Annotated in this window: 18 protein-coding genes; 14 read left to right on the top strand and 4 right to left on the bottom strand. The window is 61.9% G+C overall.

Going from position 1 to position 23,257, the window contains the following annotated elements:
• Positions 1-157: 157 nt before the first annotated feature.
• From AC25BC_RS07235 to rpmG, 9 genes are all read left to right on the top strand, one after another.
• Entirely contained in the window at positions 158-1,114 is a 957-nt protein-coding gene (locus tag AC25BC_RS07235) for an aspartate carbamoyltransferase catalytic subunit (protein ID WP_012756992.1), read from the top strand.
• Complete coding sequence (locus AC25BC_RS07230) at positions 1,111-2,400, top strand: dihydroorotase (RefSeq protein WP_128439651.1); 1,290 nt, start codon at positions 1,111-1,113, stop codon at positions 2,398-2,400. The genes AC25BC_RS07235 and AC25BC_RS07230 overlap by 4 nt, the downstream gene beginning before the upstream one ends.
• Before the next feature lie 78 nt (positions 2,401-2,478).
• Positions 2,479-3,099 (top strand): glycerol-3-phosphate 1-O-acyltransferase PlsY, encoded by a 621-nt coding sequence (gene plsY, locus AC25BC_RS07225; protein ID WP_012756990.1) that lies wholly within the window; start codon positions 2,479-2,481, stop codon positions 3,097-3,099.
• Positions 3,099-4,241 carry a DNA-processing protein DprA gene (dprA, locus tag AC25BC_RS07220; RefSeq protein WP_128439650.1) on the top strand — a complete coding sequence of 381 codons (1,143 nt, stop codon included), beginning with the start codon at positions 3,099-3,101 and terminating at the stop codon, positions 4,239-4,241. The genes plsY and dprA overlap by 1 nt, the downstream gene beginning before the upstream one ends.
• Before the next feature lie 248 nt (positions 4,242-4,489).
• Complete coding sequence (gene topA, locus AC25BC_RS07215; protein ID WP_012756988.1) at positions 4,490-7,144, top strand: type I DNA topoisomerase; 2,655 nt, start codon at positions 4,490-4,492, stop codon at positions 7,142-7,144.
• A gap of 1 nt (position 7,145) precedes the next feature.
• Complete coding sequence (gene rnr, locus AC25BC_RS07210; protein ID WP_128439649.1) at positions 7,146-9,518, top strand: ribonuclease R; 2,373 nt, start codon at positions 7,146-7,148, stop codon at positions 9,516-9,518.
• Between the two features lie 123 nt (positions 9,519-9,641).
• Positions 9,642-10,097 carry a DUF983 domain-containing protein gene (locus tag AC25BC_RS07205; protein WP_012756986.1) on the top strand — a complete coding sequence of 152 codons (456 nt, stop codon included), beginning with the start codon at positions 9,642-9,644 and terminating at the stop codon, positions 10,095-10,097.
• Between the two features lie 253 nt (positions 10,098-10,350).
• The gene (locus tag AC25BC_RS07200; protein ID WP_012756985.1) at positions 10,351-11,535 is read left to right on the top strand and encodes an MFS transporter; all 1,185 of its coding nucleotides are present in this window, start codon (positions 10,351-10,353) and stop codon (positions 11,533-11,535) included.
• 92 nt (positions 11,536-11,627) lie between these two features.
• Complete coding sequence (gene rpmG / locus AC25BC_RS07195; protein WP_003547442.1) at positions 11,628-11,795, top strand: 50S ribosomal protein L33; 168 nt, start codon at positions 11,628-11,630, stop codon at positions 11,793-11,795.
• Positions 11,796-12,542: 747 nt separating this feature from the next.
• On the opposite strand, the gene AC25BC_RS07190 is transcribed toward rpmG, so the two are convergent.
• Together AC25BC_RS07190 and AC25BC_RS07185 are read right to left on the bottom strand one after the other, a co-directional pair.
• The gene (locus AC25BC_RS07190) at positions 12,543-13,916 is read right to left on the bottom strand and encodes a PleD family two-component system response regulator (protein ID WP_012756984.1); all 1,374 of its coding nucleotides are present in this window, start codon (positions 13,914-13,916) and stop codon (positions 12,543-12,545) included.
• 18 nt (positions 13,917-13,934) lie between these two features.
• Positions 13,935-14,306: a response regulator gene (locus AC25BC_RS07185; protein ID WP_003547430.1), complete on the bottom strand. Its 372-nt coding sequence runs from the start codon at positions 14,304-14,306 to the stop codon at positions 13,935-13,937.
• A gap of 132 nt (positions 14,307-14,438) precedes the next feature.
• On the opposite strand from AC25BC_RS07185, the gene AC25BC_RS07180 reads away from it, so the two are divergent.
• The gene (locus tag AC25BC_RS07180; protein ID WP_012756983.1) at positions 14,439-14,747 is read left to right on the top strand and encodes a DUF3572 domain-containing protein; all 309 of its coding nucleotides are present in this window, start codon (positions 14,439-14,441) and stop codon (positions 14,745-14,747) included.
• Between the two features lie 2 nt (positions 14,748-14,749).
• The gene (locus AC25BC_RS07175; protein WP_012756982.1) at positions 14,750-15,424 is read left to right on the top strand and encodes a hypothetical protein; all 675 of its coding nucleotides are present in this window, start codon (positions 14,750-14,752) and stop codon (positions 15,422-15,424) included.
• Here the strand turns inward: AC25BC_RS07175 and AC25BC_RS07170 are convergent.
• Positions 15,399-15,986 (bottom strand): GNAT family N-acetyltransferase, encoded by a 588-nt coding sequence (locus AC25BC_RS07170; protein ID WP_032996306.1) that lies wholly within the window; start codon positions 15,984-15,986, stop codon positions 15,399-15,401. The genes AC25BC_RS07175 and AC25BC_RS07170 overlap by 26 nt on opposite strands.
• 76 nt (positions 15,987-16,062) lie before the next feature.
• On the opposite strand from AC25BC_RS07170, the gene AC25BC_RS07165 reads away from it, so the two are divergent.
• On the top strand, positions 16,063-17,355 hold the full coding sequence (locus tag AC25BC_RS07165) for a DNA polymerase IV (protein ID WP_026157318.1): 1,293 nt from the start codon (positions 16,063-16,065) through the stop codon (positions 17,353-17,355).
• A 92-nt stretch (positions 17,356-17,447) separates the two neighbouring features.
• Positions 17,448-18,707 (top strand): L,D-transpeptidase family protein, encoded by a 1,260-nt coding sequence (locus tag AC25BC_RS07160; protein ID WP_017993626.1) that lies wholly within the window; start codon positions 17,448-17,450, stop codon positions 18,705-18,707.
• Between the two features lie 11 nt (positions 18,708-18,718).
• Here AC25BC_RS07160 and dnaE read toward each other — a convergent pair whose 3' ends face one another.
• On the bottom strand, positions 18,719-22,216 hold the full coding sequence (gene dnaE, locus AC25BC_RS07155) for a DNA polymerase III subunit alpha (RefSeq protein WP_017993625.1): 3,498 nt from the start codon (positions 22,214-22,216) through the stop codon (positions 18,719-18,721).
• A 504-nt stretch (positions 22,217-22,720) separates the two neighbouring features.
• Between dnaE and AC25BC_RS07150 the strand changes: the two genes are divergently transcribed.
• Positions 22,721-23,185 carry a DUF5680 domain-containing protein gene (locus AC25BC_RS07150; RefSeq protein WP_012756977.1) on the top strand — a complete coding sequence of 155 codons (465 nt, stop codon included), beginning with the start codon at positions 22,721-22,723 and terminating at the stop codon, positions 23,183-23,185.
• The last annotated feature ends 72 nt before the right edge of the window (positions 23,186-23,257 follow it).

Raw genomic sequence — 23,257 nt, 5'->3', positions numbered from 1 at the left:
CCGGCAAAGGGAAACCGGAAGTTATGATTCGGTTCATTCTGCTCTATCGGAATTCGGGCGAAAATGCATGGGGACATAAGCCTTTGCCCACAGCACATGCTTGCCCCGGCGGGCAGCACTCTTTATAGACCCGCCAGAGACAGCAAGAGGCAGGGTCATGGTCTTTTTCCCCCACCGCCACCTCATCGGCATCAAGGGCCTCACCGAGCAGGATATCACCTATCTTCTCGACAAGGCGGACGAGGCCGTCAAGATCAGCCGCCAGAGAGAGAAGAAAACGTCGACGCTGCGCGGACTGACGCAGATCAACCTCTTCTTCGAGGCATCAACCCGCACACAGGCCTCCTTCGAGCTTGCCGGCAAGCGGCTCGGCGCCGACGTGATGAACATGTCGGTTGGCAATTCCTCGGTGAAGAAAGGCGAAACGCTAATCGACACGGCGATGACGCTGAATGCGATGCGCCCCGACGTGCTGGTGATCCGCCATTCGAGCGCCGGTGCCGCCGCCCTTCTCGCCCAGAAGGTCTCCTGCTCGGTCGTCAATGCCGGCGACGGGCAGCACGAACATCCGACCCAGGCACTGCTCGACGCGCTGACGATCCGCCGCGCCAAGGGCAAACTTTCGCGCATCATCGTGGCGATCTGCGGCGACGTGCTGCATTCGCGGGTGGCGCGCTCCAATATCCTGCTGCTCAACGCCATGGGCGCCCGCGTGCGTGTCGTCGCGCCCGCGACCCTCCTGCCGGCCGGCATCGCCGAGATGGGCGTCGAGGTCTTCCATTCGATGAAGGAAGGGCTGAAGGGCGCCGACGTGGTGATGATGCTGCGGCTGCAGCGCGAGCGCATGTCCGGCGCCTTCGTGCCTTCGGTGCGCGAATACTATCACTTCTACGGGCTCGACGCCGAAACGCTGAAAGCGGCGAAGGAAGATGCGCTCGTCATGCATCCCGGCCCGATGAACCGCGGCGTCGAAATCGCTTCGGAAGTGGCGGACGGGCCGCAGAGCGTCATCGCCGAACAGGTGGAAATGGGGGTCGCTGTGCGCATGGCCGTCATGGAGACGCTGCTCGTCTCGCAGAACCAAGGCCCCCGAAGCGATGGAATGATGGCATGAGCAACCCGATCGTCCTCAAGAACGTCCGCATCATCGACCCGTCGCGCAATCTCGACGAGGTGGGGACGATCATTGCCGAAAACGGCGTGATTCTCGCCGCCGGCGGCAAGGCGCAGAACCAGGGCGCGCCTGATGGAGCCGTCATCCGCGACTGCACGGGCCTTGTCGCGACGCCCGGCCTCGTCGATGCGCGCGTCCATGTCGGCGAACCCGGCGGCGAACACCGTGAGACGATCGCCTCGGTGAGCCGGGCGGCCGCCGCCGGCGGCGTCACCTCGATCATCATGATGCCGGACACAGATCCCATCATCGACGACATCGCACTCGTCGAATTCGTCAAGAAGACGGCGCGGGATACGGCCGCCGTCAACGTCTATCCGGCAGCCGCCATCACCAAGGGCCTTGCCGGCGAGGAGATGACGGAGATCGGCCTGTTGATGCAGGCAGGCGCCGTCGCCTTTACCGATGCCCATTCCAGCGTCCACGACACACAGGTGCTGCGCCGGATCATGACCTATGCGCGCGAATTCGGCGCCGTCATCTGCTGCGAAACACGCGACAAATATCTCGGCGCCAACGGCGTCATGCATGAGGGGCTTTTCGCCAGCTGGCTCGGGCTTTCCGGCATTCCAAAGGAAGCCGAGCTCATCCCGCTCGAACGCGATCTGAGGATCGCGCAGCTGACGCGCGGCCGTTATCACGCCGCGATGATCTCGGTGCCGGAATCGGTCGAGGCGATCGAGCGCGCCCGCAGCCGCGGCGCCAAGGTGACCTGCGGCATCTCGATCAACAATCTGGCGCTCAACGAAAACGACATCGGCGAATACCGCACCTTCTTCAAGCTCTATCCGCCGCTGCGCCCGGAAGACGACCGGGTGGCGATGGCCGACGCCCTTGCGAGCGGCGCGATCGATATCATCGTCTCCGCGCACGACCCGCAGGATGTCGATACGAAGCGCCTGCCCTTCGGCGAGGCGGAGGACGGCGCGATCGGCCTCGAAACCATGCTAGCGGCAGCCCTCAGGCTTCATCATGGCGGCCAGGTGAGCCTGATGCGTCTGATCGACGCCATGTCGACCCGTCCCGCTCAGATTTTCGGCCTGAATGCCGGCACGCTGAAGCCGGGCGCTGCGGCTGATATCGCGTTGATCGATCTCGATGAGCCTTGGCTTGTCGCCAAAGACATGCTTCTCTCCCGCTCGAAGAACACTCCGTTCGAGGATGCGCGCTTCAGTGGGCGGGCGGTTGCGACATACGTCTCGGGAAAGCTTGTCCACGCAATTTAGAACCGACACTATCGCCGTCCATCCCCCAGCGGGAGAAGGCTGACTCGAGGATAGGCCACGTAGAGGCTGAGGGGGCAAATGTTATCCAATCTCATGTCATGGCAGATCACGCTGCCGATCGCGCTTGCCGCCGCCATTATCGGCTATCTCTTCGGCTCGATCCCTTTCGGCCTGATCCTCACGCGCGCCGCCGGCCTTGGCGACGTGCGCAGCATCGGCTCCGGCAATATCGGCGCGACCAATGTGCTGAGAACAGGAAACCGGACGCTCGCCGCAGCGACGCTGCTGCTCGATGCGCTGAAGGCATCGGCCGCGGCCTGGGTCGTCGGCTATTTCCTCGGCGAGGAGGCCGCGATCATCGCCGGCTTCTTCGCCTTTATCGGCCATCTCTTCCCGGTGTGGATCGGCTTCAAGGGCGGCAAAGGTGTCGCCACCTATATCGGCACCCTGCTCGGCGTCGCGCCGATCATGGTCGTGCTCTTCGCTGCCGTCTGGCTGGCGGTCGCTTTCACCACCCGTTACTCCTCGCTGTCGGCGCTGGTCGCCATGCTTGTCATTCCGATTGCGCTATGGATACTGGGTAACGAAAAGGTTGCGGCTGTCATGGCGATCATGACCCTCATCTCCTACTGGAAGCACAAGGCGAATATTTCCCGCCTGATGAGCGGGACGGAAAGCAAGATCGGGGCAAAGGGATAATGGATGCGCTGAGCGCCGGACCAAAAGGCGTCGCGCTGACCGAACGGCAAAGAATTGCCTGGCTGCGCCTTATCCGTTCCGACAATATCGGCCCTGCCACCTTTCGCGACCTCATCAATCATTTCGGCTCGGCCGAGGCAGCGCTAGCCGCACTGCCGGAGCTTTCGGCGCGCGGCGGCGCCACGCGGGCAATCCGCATAGCCAGTGAGGCCGAGGCGCATCGGGAACTCGAGGCGGCGCGTCGCTTCGGCGCCCGCTTCGTCGGTATTGGCGAACCGGACTACCCGCAAGCGCTGAAGCAGATCGACGGCGCGCCGCCGCTTCTGGCCGTCAAGGGCGCGCTTGCCGCCGCCAGTCGGCCGGCCGTCGGCATCGTCGGCTCGCGCAACGCCTCGATCGCAGGCGCGAAATTCGCGGCGATGGTGGCGCGCGACTGCGGCCGGGCGGGTTACACAGTGGTCTCCGGCCTGGCGCGCGGCATAGACACCGCTGTCCACCGGGCAAGCCTCGACACAGGCACGATCGCAGCGCTCGCCGGCGGCCTCGACCAGCCCTACCCGCCGGAGAATATCGGCCTTCTCGAAGAGATAACCGGCGGCAATGGCTTGGCGGTGAGCGAAATGCCCTTCGGCTGGGAGCCGCGCGCCCGCGACTTCCCGCGCCGCAACCGGCTGATCGCCGGCATCGGGCTTGGCCTCGTCGTCATCGAAGCGGCGGCGCGTTCAGGCTCGCTGATCACGGCGCGGCTTGCCGGCGAGTTCGGCCGCCTGGTGTTTGCCGTGCCCGGCTCACCGCTCGATCCGCGCTGCCATGGCACCAACGGCCTGCTGAAGGACGGCGCTTCGATCGTCACCGCTCCCGCCGATGTCGTCGAGGCCTTGGCGCCGCTTGCGCAATTCGACCTGTTCCCGTCATCCATGGCGGAGGAACCCGCCCCTGATGGCAAGCCGATGTCGGTGCCGCCCGGGGATTCCGATCGAAACCGCATCATCGATGCGCTCGGGCCGACGCCGGTCGAGATCGACGACGTCATCCGCCATACCGGCCTATCGGCATCCGCGGTCTATCTCATCCTTCTGGAACTCGATATATCAGGCAGGCTGCACCGGCATCAGGGCGGCCTCGTCTCGCTTTCCGATTGAACCTGGGCACGACATCGGGCGGCGGCTTTCGAATTGCCGAACTCTGAGTCGAAAACCTTCTATAGCATATCTAAAATTGTATTTTGCCGATAATCTTCCTTTGGCTGCAGCGGACACAAGAGGTAAAATTGTAGCAAACCCCTTGACCGCAGCGATTTCCCTGTCCATGTCGGAGGGCCGATATCCATGTTGCGGTGTGTGTCGCGCTGGCTTCAACGCTGGCGTCGTTTCCTTTTTAGAGAATCATCATGAATGTTGTAGTGGTGGAATCGCCTGCCAAGGCCAAGACGATCAATAAGTATCTGGGTCCGGGATACAAAGTGCTCGCCTCCTTCGGCCATGTGCGCGATCTGCCTGCCAAGGACGGCTCCGTTCTTCCTGATCAGGATTTCGAAATGCTTTGGGAGGTCGATAGCGCCTCCGCCAAGCGGATGAAGGACATTGCCGACGCGGTGAAGTCCGCCGATGGCCTGTTTCTCGCGACCGACCCGGATCGCGAAGGCGAAGCGATTTCCTGGCACGTTCTCGACATGCTGAACAAGAAGCGCGTGCTGAACGGCAAGCCAGTCAAGCGCGTCGTCTTCAATGCGATTACCAAGAAGGCGGTGCTCGACGCGATGGCCGATCCGCGCGACATCGACGTGCCGCTGGTCGATGCCTATCTCGCGCGCCGCGCGCTCGACTATCTCGTCGGCTTCAATCTTTCGCCGGTGCTGTGGCGCAAGCTGCCCGGCGCACGTTCGGCCGGCCGCGTCCAGTCTGTGGCGCTGCGTCTCGTCTGCGACCGCGAATCCGAGATCGAGCGCTTCATTTCCGAAGAGTACTGGAACATCTCAGCGCTCCTGAAGACGCCGCGCGGCGACGAGTTCGAGGCAAGACTGGTTTCGGCGAATGGCAAACGACTGCAGCCGCGCGCAATCGGTAACGGCGAGGATGCCGGCCGGCTCAAGGCCTTGCTCGAAGGCGCGAGCTACGTCGTCGACTCTGTCGAGGCGAAACCGGTCAAACGTAATCCCGGACCGCCCTTCACGACCTCGACGCTGCAACAGGCCGCCTCCTCCAACCTCGGCTTCTCGGCCTCGCGCACCATGCAGGTTGCCCAAAAGCTCTATGAGGGCGTCGATATCGGCGGCGAGACGGTCGGTCTGATCACCTATATGCGAACCGACGGCGTGCAGATGGCGCCCGAGGCGATCGACGCGGCGCGCAGTGCCATCGTCGACCAGTTCGGCGAACGCTACATGCCGGAGAAGCCGCGCTTCTATTCGACCAAGGCGAAGAACGCCCAGGAGGCGCACGAGGCGATCCGTCCGACCGATTTCGACCGCTCGCCCGACCGTGTCCGCAAATTCCTCGATGCCGACCAGATCCGGCTCTACGAGCTGATCTGGAAGCGCGGCATCGCCAGCCAGATGGCGTCGGCCGAGATCGAGCGCACGACGGCTGAAATCACCGCCGACAACAAGGGCGAGAAGGCCGGGCTTCGTGCCGTCGGTTCGGTCATCCGATTCGATGGTTTCATCGCCGCCTATACCGACCAGAAGGAAGATGGCGAGCAGAGCGACGATGGCGACGAGGATGGCCGTCTGCCGGAGATCATTGCGCGCGAGGCGCTCGCCAAGCAGAAGATCAATTCGACGCAGCATTTCACCGAACCGCCGCCGCGCTATTCGGAAGCGACGCTGATCAAGAAGATGGAAGAGCTCGGCATCGGCCGCCCCTCCACCTATGCCGCGACGCTGGCAACGCTGCGCGACCGCGACTATGTGACGATCGACAAGCGCAAGCTGATCCCGCAGGCCAAGGGCCGGCTGGTGACGGCTTTCCTCGAGAGCTTCTTCACCAAATATGTCGAATACGACTTCACCGCCGATCTCGAAGAGAAGCTTGACCGGATTTCCGCCGGCGAGTTGAACTGGAAGCAGGTGCTGCGCGATTTCTGGAAGGATTTCTTCGCCCAGATCGAGGACACCAAGGAACTGCGCGTCACCAACGTGCTGGATTCGCTGAACGAGGCGCTGGCACCGCTCGTCTTCCCGAAACGGGAGGACGGCAGCGACCCCAGAATCTGTCAGGTCTGCGGCACCGGCAACCTGTCGCTGAAGCTCGGCAAATACGGCGCCTTCGTCGGCTGCTCGAACTATCCGGACTGCAACTACACCCGCCAGCTCTCCTCCGAAAACGGCGGAGATGCGGATGGTGCTGCGCTCAACGAGCCGAAGAACCTCGGCACCGATCCGACCACCGGCGAGGAACTGACGCTGCGTTCCGGCCGCTTCGGCCCCTATATCCAGCGCGGCGACGGCAAGGAAGCCAAACGGGCCTCGCTGCCGAAGGGCTGGAAACCCGAGGACATCGATTATGAAAAGGCGATGGCGCTGATCTCGCTGCCGCGCGATATCGGCAAACATCCCGAATCGGGCAAGATGATCTCGTCAGGCATCGGCCGCTATGGGCCGTTCCTCCTGCATGACGGTTCCTATGCCAATCTGGAAACCGTCGAGGACGTGTTCTCGGTCGGCCTCAACCGCGCCGTGACTGTTATCGCCGAAAAGGCGAACCAGGCACCCGGCCGGGGCGCGCGCGGCACACCGGCGGCACTAAAGACGCTCGGCGATCATCCTGATGGCGGCGCCATTACCGTTCGCGACGGCAAATACGGCCCCTATGTCAACTGGGGCAAGGTCAACGCCACACTGCCGAAGGGCAAGGATCCCCAGGCGATCACCGTCGAGGAGGCGCTCGCCTTGATCGCCGAGAAGGCCGGAAAGACACCTGTGGGCAAAGCGGCCAAGACGAAAGCCAAGCCGAAGGCAGCGGCCGCCGAAGCCAAGAGCACCAAGACGGCCGCCAAACCGAAGGCAACGAAGGCGAAGGCGCCCGCGAAATCGAAAAAGAGCTGACGTGAGCAGGATACCGCGCGAAAGAACAAATCCCGCGGGCAAGCGCCCGGGCAAGACCGGACACGCCAGCAAGGATGCTCCCGCCGTCGAGCCGCTGAACATCGTCCACGGCGCGCTGCCTTCACGCGAGGTGATTCTGCGCTTCATCGCCGATCATCCGCAGAAAGCGTCCAAGCGTGAACTCGCCAAAGCTTTCGGCCTGAAAGGCGATAGCCGCGTCGAGCTCAAGCAGATGCTGCAGGAGCTCGAGCAGGAAGGGATGCTGCAGAAGAACCGCAAGTCGCTGATCCGTCCCGGTGCGCTGCCGCCTGTCACCGTTCTCGATATCACCACACGCGACAAGGACGGCGATCTGATCGGCCGGCCGGCGGAATGGCCTGAGGATCAGGGCGTAGCGCCGGCTGTCGCCATCCGCCAGCAATCGCCCGCAGGCCGCCAGGGCAAGGGCAAGACGCCCGTCGCCGGGCTCGGAGACCGTATCCTGGCAAAAATCTTCCCGGCCGTCGATCGCGGCGGGCCGGCCTATACGGCGCGGATCATCAAGGTGATCGACAGGCGCCGCGGCGCGTCGATGGGCGTTTTCCGCACTGCACCTGATGGTGGCGGCCGGCTGCTGCCGATCGAACGGCGCGGCGAAGAGATGGTGATCGATCCCGACTTCACCGGCGGCGCTACCGACGGCGATCTGGTGGAAGTCGAGATCGCCCGTCTCGGCCGTTTCGGCCTGCCGCGCGCCAAGGTACTTTCCGTCGTCGGTTCCGTCGGTTCGGAAAAAGCGCTCTCGATGATCGCGATCCATGCCCACGGCATTCCGCATGTCTTCCCGCCGGCCGTCATCGCCGAAGCGGAAGCTGCAAGGCCCGCCACGATGTCGCATCGCGAGGATTGGCGCGACGTACCGCTGATCACCATCGACCCGGCCGATGCCAAGGACCATGACGACGCTGTTTATGCCGAGCTCGATCCCTCGCCCGACAATCCCGGCGGCGTCATTGTGACCGTCGCGATTGCCGACGTCTCCTGGTATGTTCGCCCCAATTCGCCGCTCGATCGCGAGGCGCTGAAACGCGGCAACTCCGTCTATTTCCCCGATCGCGTCGTGCCGATGCTGCCCGAGCGCATCTCCAACGATCTCTGCTCGTTGAAGCAAGGTGTCGACCGCCCGGCGCTCGCCGTGCGCATGAGCTTTTCCGGGGAAGGCCGCAAGATCGGCCACATCTTTCATCGCATCATGATGAAGAGTGCCGCCAAGCTCTCCTACCAGCAGGCGCAGGCGGCGATCGACGGAAGGCCGGACGATCAGACCGGCCCGATGCTCGAACCGATCCTGAAGCCGCTCTGGCACGCCTATGAGGTGATGAAGCGCGGACGCGACCGGCGCCAGCCGCTGGAACTCGACATGCCGGAGCGCAAGATCCTCCTGAAGTCCGACGGCACGGTCGACCGGGTGGTCGTGCCGCCACGGCTCGATGCGCATAAGCTGATCGAAGAGATGATGATCCAGGCGAATGTCTGCGCGGCCGAGACGCTCGAAAAGAAGCGTCAGCCGCTGATCTACCGCATCCATGACGGCCCGACGCTTGCCAAGCAGGAGATCCTGCGCGAGTTCCTGGCCACGCTCGGCATCTCGCTTGCCAAGGGCGGCAACATGCGCGCCAACAACTTCAACGGCATTCTGGCGAAGGCGGACGGCACGCCGCATCAGACCATGGTGAGCGAGATGGTGCTGCGTTCGCAGAGCCAGGCGATCTATGGCCCGGAGAATATCGGCCATTTCGGCCTCAACCTGATGAAATACGCCCACTTCACCTCGCCGATCCGCCGTTATGCCGACCTCATCGTGCATCGCGCCCTCGTCGGCTCGCTCGGCTTCGGCGAAGGCGGCATCACGCCCGAAGAAGAGGCCGCGCTCGACGATATCGCTGCCGAAATCTCGACCTTCGAACGCCGGGCCATGGCAGCCGAGCGCGAGACCGTCGACCGGCTGATCGCGCATCACCTCAGCGGTCGCGTCGGCGAGGAATTTGCCGGGCGGGTTTCGGGCGTGACGAAATCGGGAGTTTTTATCGCCCTGCCGGACTATGGCGCCGATGGTTTCGTCCCTATATCTACGCTCGGCAGCGATTATTTCATCTATGACGAGGCGCATCAGGCACTCTCCGGTGAAAAGACCGGGCTTGGTTATCGCCTGGGCGACAGCGTCACCGTCAAACTTGCCGAAGCGATCCCGCTTGCCGGTGCACTGCGTTTCGAGATGATCAGCGAGGGCCGTGAGATGCCGGCGGCGGTGCGCTCCTTCCATAAAGCGGGGCGCCGCGACAGGGGCCAGATTCGCAAGAAGCCCGGAACGAGGCCGCCGCGCGGACGGCACTAAAGCGCGTCGCAATCTTTCAGATTGGCTCCCCGCGCTGCAGGTCCTTGTTTTTACGCGTGTCGTTATCGCGAAACCGCTGCACAGTTTCGCGCGACATGTTTTAGATCCGAAGAGGAACATGCGATGAGCACACCGACCGATCCGGCCGCCGCCCGCTACGGCGATACGCCCGAGGTCGAGCGTCCGCTTGGGCGCTCCATCATGCGCGGGCTGATGAACCGCTGCCCGGCCTGCGGCAACGGCAAACTCTTTCGCGCCTTCCTGAAGCCGGTCGATCATTGCGCCGCTTGTGGCGAGGCGATGCATCACCAACGCGCCGACGATCTGCCGCCCTATATCGTCATCCTCGTCCTCGGCCACGTCGTGGTCGGCGGCTATATGCTGACCGACCTGACTTTCGTGCTGCCGGTCTGGGTCCATCTGGCCATCTGGGCGCCGATCACCGTCATCACCGCGCTTGCCTCGATCCAGCCGATCAAAGGCGGGGTCATCGGTCTGCAATGGGCGCTGCGCATGCACGGCTTCGGCGGCGAGAGTGATGGTCCGGACGATTATGACATCCCCGGCCGGCCGAATTAGCCCCTTCACCTTCCAGACATATTTAACGTGTAGTGCCAGCCCTCCACCGACCACCACCCGAATACGAGAGCCGGCGATCCTCAGACCTGACATGGTAAGCATTTCTTGCCCAAACGGGCTTTACATTCCGCAGACGGTCACTCACATCGGAAATACTGCGAAGCGGCATCCGTCACCTGGATTTGGCACGTCTGTGTCTATCTATCTGACGGGACCGACCGCTTCGTTCGCGCAGCTCTCTAAGGATGGATAAATGTCTCAACCGAGAACCGGCACACCGGGCGATGTCGAAGAAATCCATTGGCCTTCTCTGGTGGCAGCCATCTCGTCCATATCCGCCGTCGGCATAGCAATCGGCCTCGGTCTGCCCCTCCTCAGCATCATTCTCGAAAAACGCGGCATCTCGTCCACCCTGATCGGGCTCAACACGGCGATGGCCGGGGTCGCGGCGATGGCCGCCGCACCTGTTACCACCAGGCTTGCCCATAAATACGGCGTTGCGCCGACAATGCTCTGGGCCGTGCTGATTTCGGCGCTGAGCGCGCTCGGTTTCTATTACGCCCAGGATTTCTGGATGTGGTTTCCGCTGCGTTTCGCATTTCATGGCGCGACGACGACGCTGTTCATCCTCTCCGAATTCTGGATCAACGCCGCTTCGCCGCCTTCCAAGCGCGGTTTCGTGCTCGGCATCTATGCGACGGTGCTTTCCCTTGGCTTCGCCGCCGGACCATTGCTCTTTTCGATCCTCGGCAGCGACGGTATTTTCCCCTTCCTGATCGGCGCCGCCGCCATCCTGCTGGCCGCCATCCCGATCTTCATCGCCCGCGACGAAAGCCCGGTGCTCGAGGAAAAACCGGAGCTGCATTTCATGCGCTACGTTTTCCTGGTGCCGACGGCGACGGCGGCGGTGTTCATCTTCGGCGCAGTCGAAGCGGGCGGGCTGTCGCTTTTTCCGATCTTTGCCGTGCGCGCCCATTTCACCGAATCGCAGGCCGCACTGCTGCTCACCATGATGGGCGTCGGCAACGTCATCTTTCAGATTCCGCTCGGTCTGCTTTCCGACCGCATCGCCGACAAGCGGCCGCTTCTGGCCGGCATGGCGCTGATGGGCTTCATCGGCTCGATGATGTTACCGCTGCTGCTCAACAACTGGCTGCTGATGGCCGGGCTCCTGCTTTTCTGGGGCGGCTGCGTCTCAGGCCTCTATACGGTCGGCCTCAGCCATCTCGGCTCGCGGCTGACCGGCTCCGATCTTGCGGCAGCCAATGCTGCCTTTGTCTTCTGTTATGCGATGGGAACCGTGGCCGGGCCGCAGGCGATCGGCGCGGCGATCGATGTCGCTGGAAATAACGGTTTTGCCTGGGCGATTGCGGCTTTCTTCGGTCTTTACGCCCTACTTTCCGGCATCAGACTGATGTTCATTCGAAAACGGGCTTGACTTTTCGGGCGGGATTCGTAGTTTCGCGCCAGGATTTGCCGTGGAGCCCATCCGGCTTCCACGGCTTTCATTTTCTTAAAGGCAGGACGACCATGGCCAAGGCTACAACAATCAAGATCAAGCTGCTGTCGACAGCCGACACCGGTTTCTTCTACGTCACCACGAAGAACAGCCGCACGATGACGGACAAGATGACGAAGACGAAGTACGACCCGGTTGCGAAGAAGCATGTCGAGTTCAAGGAAACCAAGATCAAGTAATCACTTGGCCTGACGGATTTCAAAAAAGCGCGCGCCTTCGGGTTGCGCGTTTTTTATTGCCCGGATTGATCGTCTTTAAAAGATGATAGCGCAAACAGAAAAACGCCGCCCTTCCATCTTCGGGAAGTGGCGGCGTTTTCTTGAAAGGGGGTCGGCCAGCATGCAAAACGGCACGAGGAACCGCTATAACTTGCCTACTAGCCGACCGACCCCACGACCCAGGAGATGCGGCGGACCTGAGCATCATGGGGTATCGACAACTCCTCAACGGGAGCGCTTCTCTTATGAGCCGATAATTTGCGCAAAAATGAAAGAAAATCAACAAATTCTTAATGGTGAATGTTTGCAGCTTGATTCTATGGTTAAAAGTCCAGATTTGGGACATACAAAGATTTGTCGGCTCTGCTTGGACTCGAAGCGTAGCGCCTGACCTTTCGAAGAAATTCGACAATATAACTGAATAACTTACGCCTCCCCTCCCCTACGTGAGGTGACGTCGCCGCAATCTATTTGCCCCTGTTGGCGGCAGGCAGTTTTTATATTTTCCATTTCATTTTGAGCTACGGGCTGATGCTCTCAAGACTGTCGCGCGGCAACACATCCGCAGCAACGCAGCGAGTCCATTTTTGGGCTATTGAACTGCAAATTTTTCGTTCCGCCTTGCACAGGCGAAGGTTAAAAATCGGTAACAATTGGCTTACCGCGGTGGAAAACCCGCAAATGGCGCATATGGCGGCAAATGATTCGTCACGCGGCCGCGGCGACCACACGGTTGCGGCCGGTATTCTTGGCCTCGTAAAGAGCCAGATCCGCCTGTTTCATCAGCTGGCCCGGGGTCAGCACCGACGCAATACGCGAGGCGATGCCGAAGGAAGCCGTGACGCTCAGCGCTTCCCCGGAGTGTTTCAGCATGAAGGGAGCACTTTCGATCGCCGCGCGGAGGCGCTCGGCGACGGCGGCGGCAATTTCCGGCGAGGTGTCGGGCATCACGACGACGAATTCCTCTCCACCGTAGCGGCAGGCGAGATCGGCACCGCGGATGGTCGAACGGACGCGACTTGAAAATTCGCGCAGCACCTCGTCGCCGCCGTCATGACCGTAGGTGTCATTCACATGCTTGAAGCGGTCGATATCGGTGATCAGCACCGAAAGCGGCCGGCCCCGCGCCATCGAACGGTTGAAGAGCACGTTCAGGTGATTGTCGAGATAGCGCCGGTTATAAAGGCCGGTCAGCGGATCGGTCACGGCAAGCTCGATCGTCTGCTTGACGCTGGCGCGCAGGCGGTCGTTATAGCGCTTGCGGCGGATCTGCGTCAGGCTGCGGGCAACCAGTTCGTTGGGATCGACCGGGCGGATGATGTAGTCGTTGACGCCGAGATCGAGCGCGCGCACCACCATTTCGTCAGCGCCCTGCTCGGTGATGATCAGGATCGGCAGGAAGCGGGTGCGCTCCAGCGAGCGCAGCTGCGAGCAGAGGCGAAGCGGATCGTAATCGTCGAAGTTGGCATTGACGATGACGAGATCGAACGCGCTTTCGGCGGCCTCGAAGAGGGCGGCCTGCGGATCGGAGAGGGCAAGCACGTCGGCGACGGGCTTCAGCGCCTTGACGATGCGCTCCTGCGAATTGGCGCGACCGTCGACGAGCAGGACCTGAGCGGTCTCGTCGGCGCGGCCCTCGCCTGCCCGTGTGAGGTCATCGATGCCCATCGTATGAGCAGTGTCGGCGCGGATGCGCAGCTCATCGCTCAACGTCTTCAGCCGCAGCAGGCTCTTCACCCGGGAGATCAACTGCAGATCGTTGACCGGCTTGGTGAGAAAGTCGTCAGCGCCAGCCTTCAGGCCGCGTACGCGGTCGGTCGGCTGGTCGAGCGCGGTGACCATGACGACTGGAATATGGGCGGTCTTCTGGCTGGCCTTCAGGCGCTCGCAGACCTCGAAACCGTCTATGCCGGGCATCATGATGTCGAGCAAGATGAGATCGACCTGGTTGCGCTCGCAGATCGCCAGTGCCGTATAGCCGTCGGCGGCGGTCATCACGTCGAAATACTCCGCAAGCAGCCGCGCTTCGAGCAGCTTCACGTTGGCCGGAATATCGTCAACCACCAGTATTCGCGCAGTCATCAGCGTCTTTCCGATGCGTCAGGCATCGCCCAGATAGGTCTTGATCGTCTCGATGAATTTCGGAACCGAGATCGGCTTGGAAACATAGGCCTCGCAGCCGCCCTGGCGGATCCGCTCCTCGTCGCCCTTCATCGCGAAAGCCGTAACGGCGATGACGGGAATCACGTGCAGCTCGTCGTCTTCCTTCAGCCATTTCGTGACTTCGAGGCCAGAGACCTCGGGAAGCTGAATATCCATCAGGATGAGGTCGGGGCGATGCTTGCGCGCCAGATCGAGCGCCTCCATACCGTTTCTGGTCTGGATCGTCGTGTAGCCGGACGCCTCGATGAGGTCGCGAAAGAGCTTCATGTTGAGCTCGTTATCTTCTACAATCATCACCTGTTTGGGCATGACAAGCTGTCCCTACGTCCGTTCGCGCAGCGGTTCGTCCCATGAGAAAGGCACATGCGGACAAAAGCTGCGTGAAACCGATAGCGCACGCTACCGGTATTTGGTTGAAGAAAAGGTAACTTACCCAGCGAAATGCAAAGCAACTTCAAGACTTCGAAACAACAGGCTGCCGACCCACACGAAACGGCGATCGCCGTGCTCGGCTGGCTTGCCGGCGACCCCGACATGTTCGGCCGTTTCCTCGCCCTGACGGGGGTGGCGCCCGGCCAGGTGCGCAACGCCGTCAACGATCCGGGATTCCTTGCCGGCTTGATGGATTTTCTGATGAACCACGAACCGACGGCCATGGCCTTCTGCGCGGCGAGCGGAATCAGCCCAGAGACCGTGACGGCGGCCTGGCGGCATTTCTCGTCACCGGGCCTCGATTCCGGAGAATACTGACCGTGACCTCCGGGGAATTCGACATCTCGCATATCCACCTCGGCGAACGGCCGTTGATCGTCTGCGACGTCGACGACGTCGTGCTGCAGTTCATAGGTCCCTTCCAGCTTTTCCTTCAGAGCCAGGGTCACGCGTTTCTGCCGCGATCGTTCCGGCTGCACGGCAACATCGTCTCGCAAGCCGACGGCGTGGAGATCGAGGATCAAGAGGTCAGCCGGCTGATCGAGGAATTCTTCGAGGCACAAGAGCTGTGGCAGACGCCGCTCGACCGCGTCGTCGAAACGCTCGACCGGCTTTCGGAAGAGGCCGATGTGCTTTTCCTGACAGCCATGCAGCCGCGGTTCCAGAACCAGCGCCGTCGCCTGCTCGACAGGATGGGCCTGCTCTTTCCGCTGCTTGCCACCGAACAACCCAAGGGGCCGATCGTTCACGCATTGCATGCCAGCCGCTCCCTTCCCGTCGTCTTCATCGATGATATGGCGCGCAATCTGCATTCCGTTAGGGATCACGTCGCCGATTGCCTGCTGATTCACCTGATGCCGAACTCGCCCGTCCATCGTTTCGCACCGGTCGCCGCTGACGACATCACCCGCGCCACCGACTGGACGCATGCGGCCGAGCTGATCAAGGCGCATTTTGTTTCCGGCACCTTCACGCACGCAGTTCCAGCCGCATGAGCGGCCGACCGTCCTTGCGCCGTGCTATCGCCTCGAAACCGGCGGCATGGAAGATCGCCGTCGAGCCGATGCAGAGTGTCACGGATTTCGACTGCTTCACATGATCGATCGGACAGGCTTCGAGCAGCCGCGCTCCCTGGCGCCGCGCATGGTCGATCGCGCCGGCGAGCAGACGGTGGCTCATTCCCTTGCCGCGCAGTTTGGGCAGCAGGAAGAAGCAACTAACGGCCCAGATGGATGGATCATGCGCATCGCCCTCCTCCAGCGGCCGCGAGACGGTGCGCGGCGAATTGAACTGCGACACGTCGTGGCGCGGCCCGACCTGCACCCAGGCGACCGGCGCGCCTTCGGCATAACAGAGGATGCCAGGCGGCGGACCCGCCTTGATCCGCTCCCGCATATGCGCCTTGCGTTCGTCGGCCGCCATCTTCGTCCTCACCGCATGCGGCAGACGCAATGCGACGCACCAGCAGTTATAGAAGGCACCCTGCGGCCCGAACAGGGTTTCGAAATCGTCCCAGCGTTCTGCTGTCACCGGCTCGAAACGAAGGTCGTTATCCAAAGGCAAAGCTTCCACCCTCTCTTGTGACTCGGAAGCTTAAGGCGTAATCTCAGAATGTTCAATCTTTGTTCCCATGATGACGCCCACGCCTGACAAGACACCCGGCTTCTGTCGCGACTGCCTTGCCGAGCAGAAGAGCGAGGCGCGCCGTTGCGTTTCCTGCGGCAGCCCGCGCCTCGTGCGCCATCGCGAACTCTACGCATTGACGCTTGCGCATATCGACTGCGACGCCTTCTACGCAGCCGTCGAGAAACGCGACAATCCCGAGCTTGCCGACAAGCCTGTCATTATCGGCGGCGGCAAACGCGGCGTCGTCTCCACCGCCTGCTATATCGCCCGTATCCATGGCGTGCGGTCGGCCATGCCGATGTTCAAGGCGCTGGAAGCATGCCCTCAAGCGATCGTCATCCGCCCCGACATGGAGAAATATGTCCGGGTCGGACGGCAGGTGCGCGCCATGATGCAGGATCTGACGCCGCTGGTGCAGCCGCTATCGATCGACGAGGCCTTCCTAGAGCTCGGCGGCACCGAGAGGCTGCATCACGATCCGCCGGCGCGCACGCTGGCCAAATTCGCCCGCCGTATCGAAAGGGAGGTCGGCATCACCGTTTCGGTCGGGCTTTCCTATTGCAAATTTCTCGCCAAGGTCGCCTCCGATCTGCAGAAGCCGCGCGGCTTTTCGGTCATCGGCCGCGAGGAAGCGGTCGAGTTCCTGGCGCCGCGTCCCGTCACCACGATCTGGGGCGTCGGCAAGGCCTTTGCGGCGACGCTGGAGGCGGACGGCATCCGCACCATCAGCCAGTTGCAGCAGATGGAAGAAAACGACCTGATGCGCCGCTACGGCAGCATCGGCCAACGGCTCGCACGGTTGTCGCGCGGCATCGACGACCGCGAAGTGCATCTCAACGATGCCGCCAAGAGCGTTTCGTCGGAGACCACCTTCTTCGATGACATCTCGCGTTATGACGATCTGGTGCCGATCCTGCGCAACCTCTCCGAAAAGGTCTCCTGGCGGCTGAAGAAAAACGGCATTGCCGGCCAGACCGTGGTTCTGAAGATGAAGAGCGCCGATTTCAAATCGCGCACCCGCAACCGCAAGCTCGAAGACCCGACCCAGCTTGCCGACAAGATTTTCCGCACCGGGCTCGAGCTTCTTGAAAAAGAGACTGATGGTACGAAGTTCCGTCTGATCGGCATCGGCGTCACCGATCTCGGCGATGCCGCCCGCGCCGATCCGCCGGATCTGATCGACCAGCAATCGGGCCGGCGTGCGGCGGCCGAAGCGGCGATGGATAAGCTGCGCGACAAGTTCGGCAAGAAGACGGTCGAGACCGGCTATACGTTCGGCAACAGCAAGCGCGATCACTAACGCGTGAGGCCTGCCAGCCAGGCGGCCCATAAAATCTTCCTTAAACTTCGTCCCATAATGTGCCGGGCAAGTATTGCGTATGGTTGGGTCTCATGTTCTCGCGTCTCGTCTTCGGCCTCGGCTTGCTGTCGGCCACCGCACTCGTGCACCCCGCTCTTGCCGCGGATGCTGCGCGCACGCTGCAGATCTTCGTCTCGAAGGACAAGCAATCGCTTGCGGTCTATGATGGCACCGAGGTCGTCGCGACCTCGAAGGTCTCGACCGGCAAGGACGGCCACACGACGCCGAGCGGCATCTTCTCGGTGCTGGAAAAGCAGAAATACCACGAATCCAATCTCTATTCGGCGGCGCCGATGCCGTTCATGCAACGGCTGACCTGGTCCGGCATTGCGCTGCATGAATCCAATTCCGTGCCGCGTTATCCAGCCTCGCATGGCTGCGTGCGTATGCCCGGCGCCTTCGCAAAAATGCTCTATGGCATGACCGACCTCAGTGTCCCCGTCATCATCAGCGACGGTGAGCTGGTGCCGCGGCCAATCGAGCATCCGACCCTTTTCCGTCCAGATACGCCGACGGCAATGCCGCTGCTTTCGGATGTCGAACTGCGGCCCTCGATGCTCGACAGCCCCGAGAAGCCGGTGCAGGTGGCGATGAACGATACCGCTGCGATGCCGATGCCGGCAGTGCAGCCGATTGCAGCGACAGAACCAGAGCCGCCGTCCGAGCCGATCAGCATGCTCGTCACGCGCCGGACGCTGCGCGAGACGGTGATCGACATCCAAACCCTGCTCAACCAGCTCGGCTTTTCCGCCGGCAGTCCGGACGGCTTGCTCGGTCCGTCGACGGTGCAGGCGATCAAGGCTTTCAAGACGCTGCGGCCGGCGGAATTTGCCGCCGACAGGAGCCTGGTTTCCGACACGCTCCTCAGAGAAGCCTATGCCGCGGCTGGCAAGGGAGAGCCGCCCAACGGCGTTATCATGGTGCGGCAGTCCTTCAAGCCGATCTTCGAAGCGCCGGTGACGATCGCCGATCCGGGACTGGCGCTCGGCACACATTTCTTCACGCTGCATGCAGTCGATGAAAAGGCCGGCACCGCCGACTGGCTCGGCATCACGCTCGAGAACAATCTCTCCCGAGAAACGATGAAGCGGCTCGGCATCACCAATCAGGAAAGCTCGATCATTACAGGCAAGCCGATCGCCCGTTCGCTCAGCCGGATTACCATCCCCGATGAGACCCGCCGCAGGATCGACGCCCTCATCGCGCCCGGCTCGACGCTGACGATCTCCGATACAGGCCTCGGCCGGGAAACCGGCGAAGGCACGGATTTCATCACAATCACCCGCGGGTGACGCGGGGCTGATCAAACCAGTTCGACGTCGACGACGCCGGGGGCGGCACGAAGGGCGGCGGCGATCTCCGGCGTGATGCGGTATTTCTCCGACAGCGCCACTTCCACCTCGCGTTTGCCATCCTCCTTGATGACGATGAAGGAAACGAGGCCGTCGCCCTTGGCGTTCAGATGGCCGGCAACCATCCGCAGCGGTCCGGAATCGCGGACATAGACGCGCAGCGCCTTCTGCATCTGCAGCGACTTTTCCTCCAGCGACTGGATCGTCTGGATGCGCAGGCCGATGCCCTCCGGCCGCTCCTCGCCTGTCGCGGTCAGCACGAAGGATTTTCCCGACTCGAGAACGTCGCGATACTGGTTCAGCATTTCCGAAAACAGCACCGCTTCGAACTGGCCCGAAGAATCGGAGAAGACGATGATGCCCATCTTGTTGCCGGTGCGGGTTTTGCGCTCCTGCTTCGAGATGACGGTACCGGCAAGGCGCGCATTGGCCGCGCCCTGTTTGATGGCGGCGGAAAATTCGGCAAAGGTCTGCACCCGCATCTTCTGCAGGATGTTGTTGTAGGAATCGAGCGGGTGGGCCGTCAGATAGAAGCCCAGCACCTGGAATTCCTTGAGCAGCCGCTCGGAGGGGAGCCAGGGCGAGAACGGCGGCAGGGAGATCTTCTCAGGCCCCGACGTCAGCGTGCTGCCGAAAATGTCCGACTGGCCGCTCAGCTTGTTCTCCTGGGCACGCTGGGCATAACCGAGAACACGGTCGAGGCCGGCTGCCAGCTGGGCGCGGTCCATGTCGAAACAATCGAAGGCGCCGGCATAGATCAGGCTTTCGAGCACGCGACGATTGACCTGACGCGGATCGATGCGCAGGCAGAAATCCTCAATGCTGGCAAAGGGCTTGTCGCCGCGCACCTCGACGATATGGTCGACGGCGGATTCGCCGACACCCTTGAGGGCGGCGAGCGCGTAATAGATGCGGTTGTCGCCGGTCTCGAAATGGCGGAAGGAGCTCTGCACCGAGGGTGCGATCACCTCGATGCCGAGGCGCTTGGCATCCTGGCGGAAATCATTGACTTTTTCGGTGTTGGACATGTCGAGCGTCATCGAAGCGGCGAGGAATTCGACCGGGTAATGCGCCTTCATGTAGGCCGTCTGGTAGGAGACGATGGCATAGGCGGCGGCATGCGACTTGTTGAAGCCGTAATTGGCGAACTTCGCCAGCAGTTCGAAGATATTGTCGGCCTGCGGCTTCGATACGCCATTCCTAACGGCGCCAACGACGAAGCGTTCGCGCTGCTGGTCCATCTCAGCCTTGATCTTCTTACCCATGGCGCGACGCAGAAGGTCGGCTTCCCCCAGCGAATAGCCTGATAGTACCTGGGCGATCTGCATCACCTGTTCCTGATAAACGATGACGCCCTGGGTTTCCTTGAGCAGGTGGTCGATCATCGGATGGATCGATTCCAGCTCTTCGTCGCCGTGCTTGCGGGCATTGTAGGTCGGGATGTTCTCCATCGGGCCGGGACGATAGAGCGCCACCAGCGCGATGATGTCCTCGATGCAGTCCGGCTTCATGCCGATCAGCGCCTTGCGCATGCCGGCACTTTCCACCTGGAACACGCCGACCGTCTCGCCGCGCGACAGCATCTCGTAGGTCTTCTTGTCGTCGAGAGGAATGGCCGCGAGATCAACCTTGACGCCGAGCTTGGCGACGAAATCGACGGCGACCTTCAGCACCGTCAGCGTCTTCAGGCCGAGGAAGTCGAATTTGACCAAGCCCGCCTGCTCGACCCATTTCATGTTGAACTGGGTGACCGGCATATCGGAGCGCGGATCGCGATACATCGGCACCAGCTTGGAAAGCGGCCGGTCGCCGATGACGATACCGGCGGCGTGAGTCGAGGCGTGGCGGTAAAGCCCCTCGATCTTCTGGGCGATATCGAGCAGGCGCGCGACAACAGGTTCCTTCGCCGCCTCCTCCTGCAGCTTCGGCTCCTCCTCGATCGCTTTGGACAGCGGCGTCGGATTAGCCGGGTTGTTCGGTACGAGTTTGCAGATCTTGTCGACCTGGCCATAGGGCATTTCCAGCACACGGCCGACGTCACGAAGGGCGGCGCGCGCCTGCAGCGAACCGAAAGTGATGATCTGCGCCACCTGCTCGCGGCCATACTTGGCCTGGACGTAGCGGATCACCTCTTCGCGGCGGTCCTGGCAGAAATCGATGTCGAAGTCCGGCATCGAGACGCGTTCCGGATTGAGGAAGCGCTCGAATAGCAGCGAAAAACGCAAGGGATCGACGTCGGTGATCGTCAAGGCATAGGCGACCAGCGACCCGGCGCCCGAACCACGGCCGGGACCGACCGGAATGTCATGCTGCTTGGCCCATTTGATGAAGTCGGCAACGATCAGGAAGTAACCGGGAAACCGCATGCGCTCGATGACGCTAAGCTCGAAATCCAGCCGTTCGCGATAGTCCTTTTCCTCGTAACCCGCCGACATGCCGAGCGTTGCAAGCCGCATGTCCAGCCCTTCGACCGCCTGGCGGCGCAGCTCGCTCGCCTCGGCGCGTTCGGCCTCCTCGGCATCGTCGGTCGCACCGGTGAAGCGTGGCAGGATCGGCTTTCTGGTCTTCAGCACGAAGGAGCAGCGCGTGGCGATCTCGATCGTATTTTCCAGCGCTTCCGGCAGGTCGGCGAAGAGCTTGACCATCTCGGCCCGGCTCTTCAGATAGTGATCCGGCGTCAGGCGAAAGCGGCTGTCGTCGGAGACGATGGCGTTGTGCGCGACCGCCATTAGCGCATCATGGGCGTCGTAATCGTCGCGGGTCGGAAAGAAGGCCTCGTTGGTCGCCACCAGCGGCAGGTCGTGGGCATAGGCGAGCCCGATAATCTTCTGCTCGTGCCGCTTGTCATAGGTGCCGTGCCGCTGCAGCTCGACATAGAGCCTGTCGCCGAAGAGACGCTTCAGCGTGAGCAGCCGGGCTTCCGCCTGAGCGGGATGGCCTTCCTTGATGGCCACGTCGACCGGCCCGGTCAGCGCGCCGGTCAATGCGATCAGCCCTTCCGTGCCTGCCTCCTCCAGCCAGGAGGCACTGATATGAACGGCCTGGTTGCTTTCGCCGCCGAGATAGGCCCGACTGACGAGATCGACCAGCCGTTCGTAACCGGCATCCGTCGCAGCGAGAAGAACGATCGCCGGCAGCTTGACCAGGGCCTGCTGGCCGCCGCGCTTTTCCGTTTCCAACCCGTCTCCCATGTCGATCGAGACCTGGCAGCCGATAATCGGCTGCAGGCCTTCCTCCATCGCCTTCTGGGAGAATTCGAGGGCGACGAACAGATTGTTGGTGTCGGTAATTGCAATCGCCGGCTGGCTGTCGCCGGTCGCCTTATAGAGGATCTTCTTCAGCGGCAGAGCGCCCTCGAGAAGCGAATAGGCGGAATGGACCCTCAGGTGGATGAAACCCGGCGTACCGCCGATCGCCTCACCCGTTGAACCCTTTGCCGTATCCGCCATGACATGCCTTCCCAATCACCCGAATGAATCGGACGCATTGTCGGCATAGAGGGCGATGATGTCCAGAAGAAGTCCCGCGTCCGGACCGCATGATTGCCATGCGGTCCCCTGAAAACTTTAGAGCGCCATGACGATGAGCGAGAAGCTGGCAACGAACATTGCGATGGAGGTGAATGCTGCGATATCACGGATCATGTCAGTCATCGGGCTCTCCTTTACTCGTTATGTTTTCAATTTGTTCCATGTATGTTCTATTGTCAACAGGAATCTTTTCCTCCTTTCTTGTGTTTGAAGATCCCAGGAAATAGGCGACGAATCGGCTAGAGGGCCGGCGATCGAGGTGATCGGCAGCAGCCTTGCCCTTTCCCGATCCGCCGCTGATCGGTCATGGTGCTCAGGCGGCAGCCCTCCTCAGAGCGACTCCACTACTCCCGGCCTATGTTCACTTTCTGTTCTTTACATGCCAGGGATTATTTGCCAACATCGGGCCGAGAGGAGAATGACATGCTCGATATTGCGATGCTGAACGAATTCATCGTGGAGGCGAAGGCTACGACCTATGTGGGCGGCGGCGCGGCGCGCGCGCCCTGCCGGCCGAGCTCCCACGATATCGGTTACGAACGCGGCGACTGGCGCTATCTCGACAGCTATTTCGGCGGCACGGATTTCGCCGGACAGGAAGTGGTGTGGCTTGCCGACGAGCCCGTCTGGGCGATGAATTATTTTGGCTGCGTCATTGCGCCTGATCTCATCGACGGCGCAGCAGCCGGGACGGTGATCAAGACAGCACTTTCGGCGATGTATCGAGAGGGGCGGTTTCTTGGCGGAATGGAATTCGACCATCCGCTCGGCCGCTATATCGACCGCAGCGAAGGCAGCTGCGAGCGGTTCAGCGGCAGTGAATGCATCATGGTCGATGGCCAGAAGGCCTATATGCTCGACTACCGCGGCGGACTGGTTATCCCCTGATCGTGGCCCACTGCTGTCCTGTTAAGTGCATAATGTCCCGCCAGGAGGTCGGCGAGATCAGCCACTCGTCCG

The organism is Rhizobium sp. WSM409, assembly GCF_057653825.1.
Note: the sequence above shows the minus strand (reverse complement) of the source record. Positions and strands in the feature narration are given on the sequence as shown.

What these genes read in the sequence shown, in the direction of transcription:
- dprA (WP_128439650.1), top strand. Translation starts at nt 3,099, where the DNA reads ATGGATGCGCTGAGCGCCGGACCAAAAGGCGTCGCGCTGACCGAACGG.
- AC25BC_RS07180 (WP_012756983.1), top strand. Translation starts at nt 14,439, where the DNA reads ATGCAAAGCAACTTCAAGACTTCGAAACAACAGGCTGCCGACCCACAC.
- AC25BC_RS07235 (WP_012756992.1), top strand. Translation starts at nt 158, where the DNA reads ATGGTCTTTTTCCCCCACCGCCACCTCATCGGCATCAAGGGCCTCACC.
- AC25BC_RS07160 (WP_017993626.1), top strand. Translation starts at nt 17,448, where the DNA reads ATGTTCTCGCGTCTCGTCTTCGGCCTCGGCTTGCTGTCGGCCACCGCA.
- topA (WP_012756988.1), top strand. Translation starts at nt 4,490, where the DNA reads ATGAATGTTGTAGTGGTGGAATCGCCTGCCAAGGCCAAGACGATCAAT.
- AC25BC_RS07165 (WP_026157318.1), top strand. Translation starts at nt 16,063, where the DNA reads ATGACGCCCACGCCTGACAAGACACCCGGCTTCTGTCGCGACTGCCTT.
- AC25BC_RS07150 (WP_012756977.1), top strand. Translation starts at nt 22,721, where the DNA reads ATGCTCGATATTGCGATGCTGAACGAATTCATCGTGGAGGCGAAGGCT.
- AC25BC_RS07185 (WP_003547430.1), bottom strand. Translation starts at nt 14,306, where the DNA reads ATGCCCAAACAGGTGATGATTGTAGAAGATAACGAGCTCAACATGAAG.
- dnaE (WP_017993625.1), bottom strand. Translation starts at nt 22,216, where the DNA reads ATGGCGGATACGGCAAAGGGTTCAACGGGTGAGGCGATCGGCGGTACG.
- rpmG (WP_003547442.1), top strand. Translation starts at nt 11,628, where the DNA reads ATGGCCAAGGCTACAACAATCAAGATCAAGCTGCTGTCGACAGCCGAC.
- AC25BC_RS07200 (WP_012756985.1), top strand. Translation starts at nt 10,351, where the DNA reads ATGTCTCAACCGAGAACCGGCACACCGGGCGATGTCGAAGAAATCCAT.
- AC25BC_RS07190 (WP_012756984.1), bottom strand. Translation starts at nt 13,916, where the DNA reads ATGACTGCGCGAATACTGGTGGTTGACGATATTCCGGCCAACGTGAAG.
- AC25BC_RS07205 (WP_012756986.1), top strand. Translation starts at nt 9,642, where the DNA reads ATGAGCACACCGACCGATCCGGCCGCCGCCCGCTACGGCGATACGCCC.
- AC25BC_RS07230 (WP_128439651.1), top strand. Translation starts at nt 1,111, where the DNA reads ATGAGCAACCCGATCGTCCTCAAGAACGTCCGCATCATCGACCCGTCG.
- plsY (WP_012756990.1), top strand. Translation starts at nt 2,479, where the DNA reads ATGTTATCCAATCTCATGTCATGGCAGATCACGCTGCCGATCGCGCTT.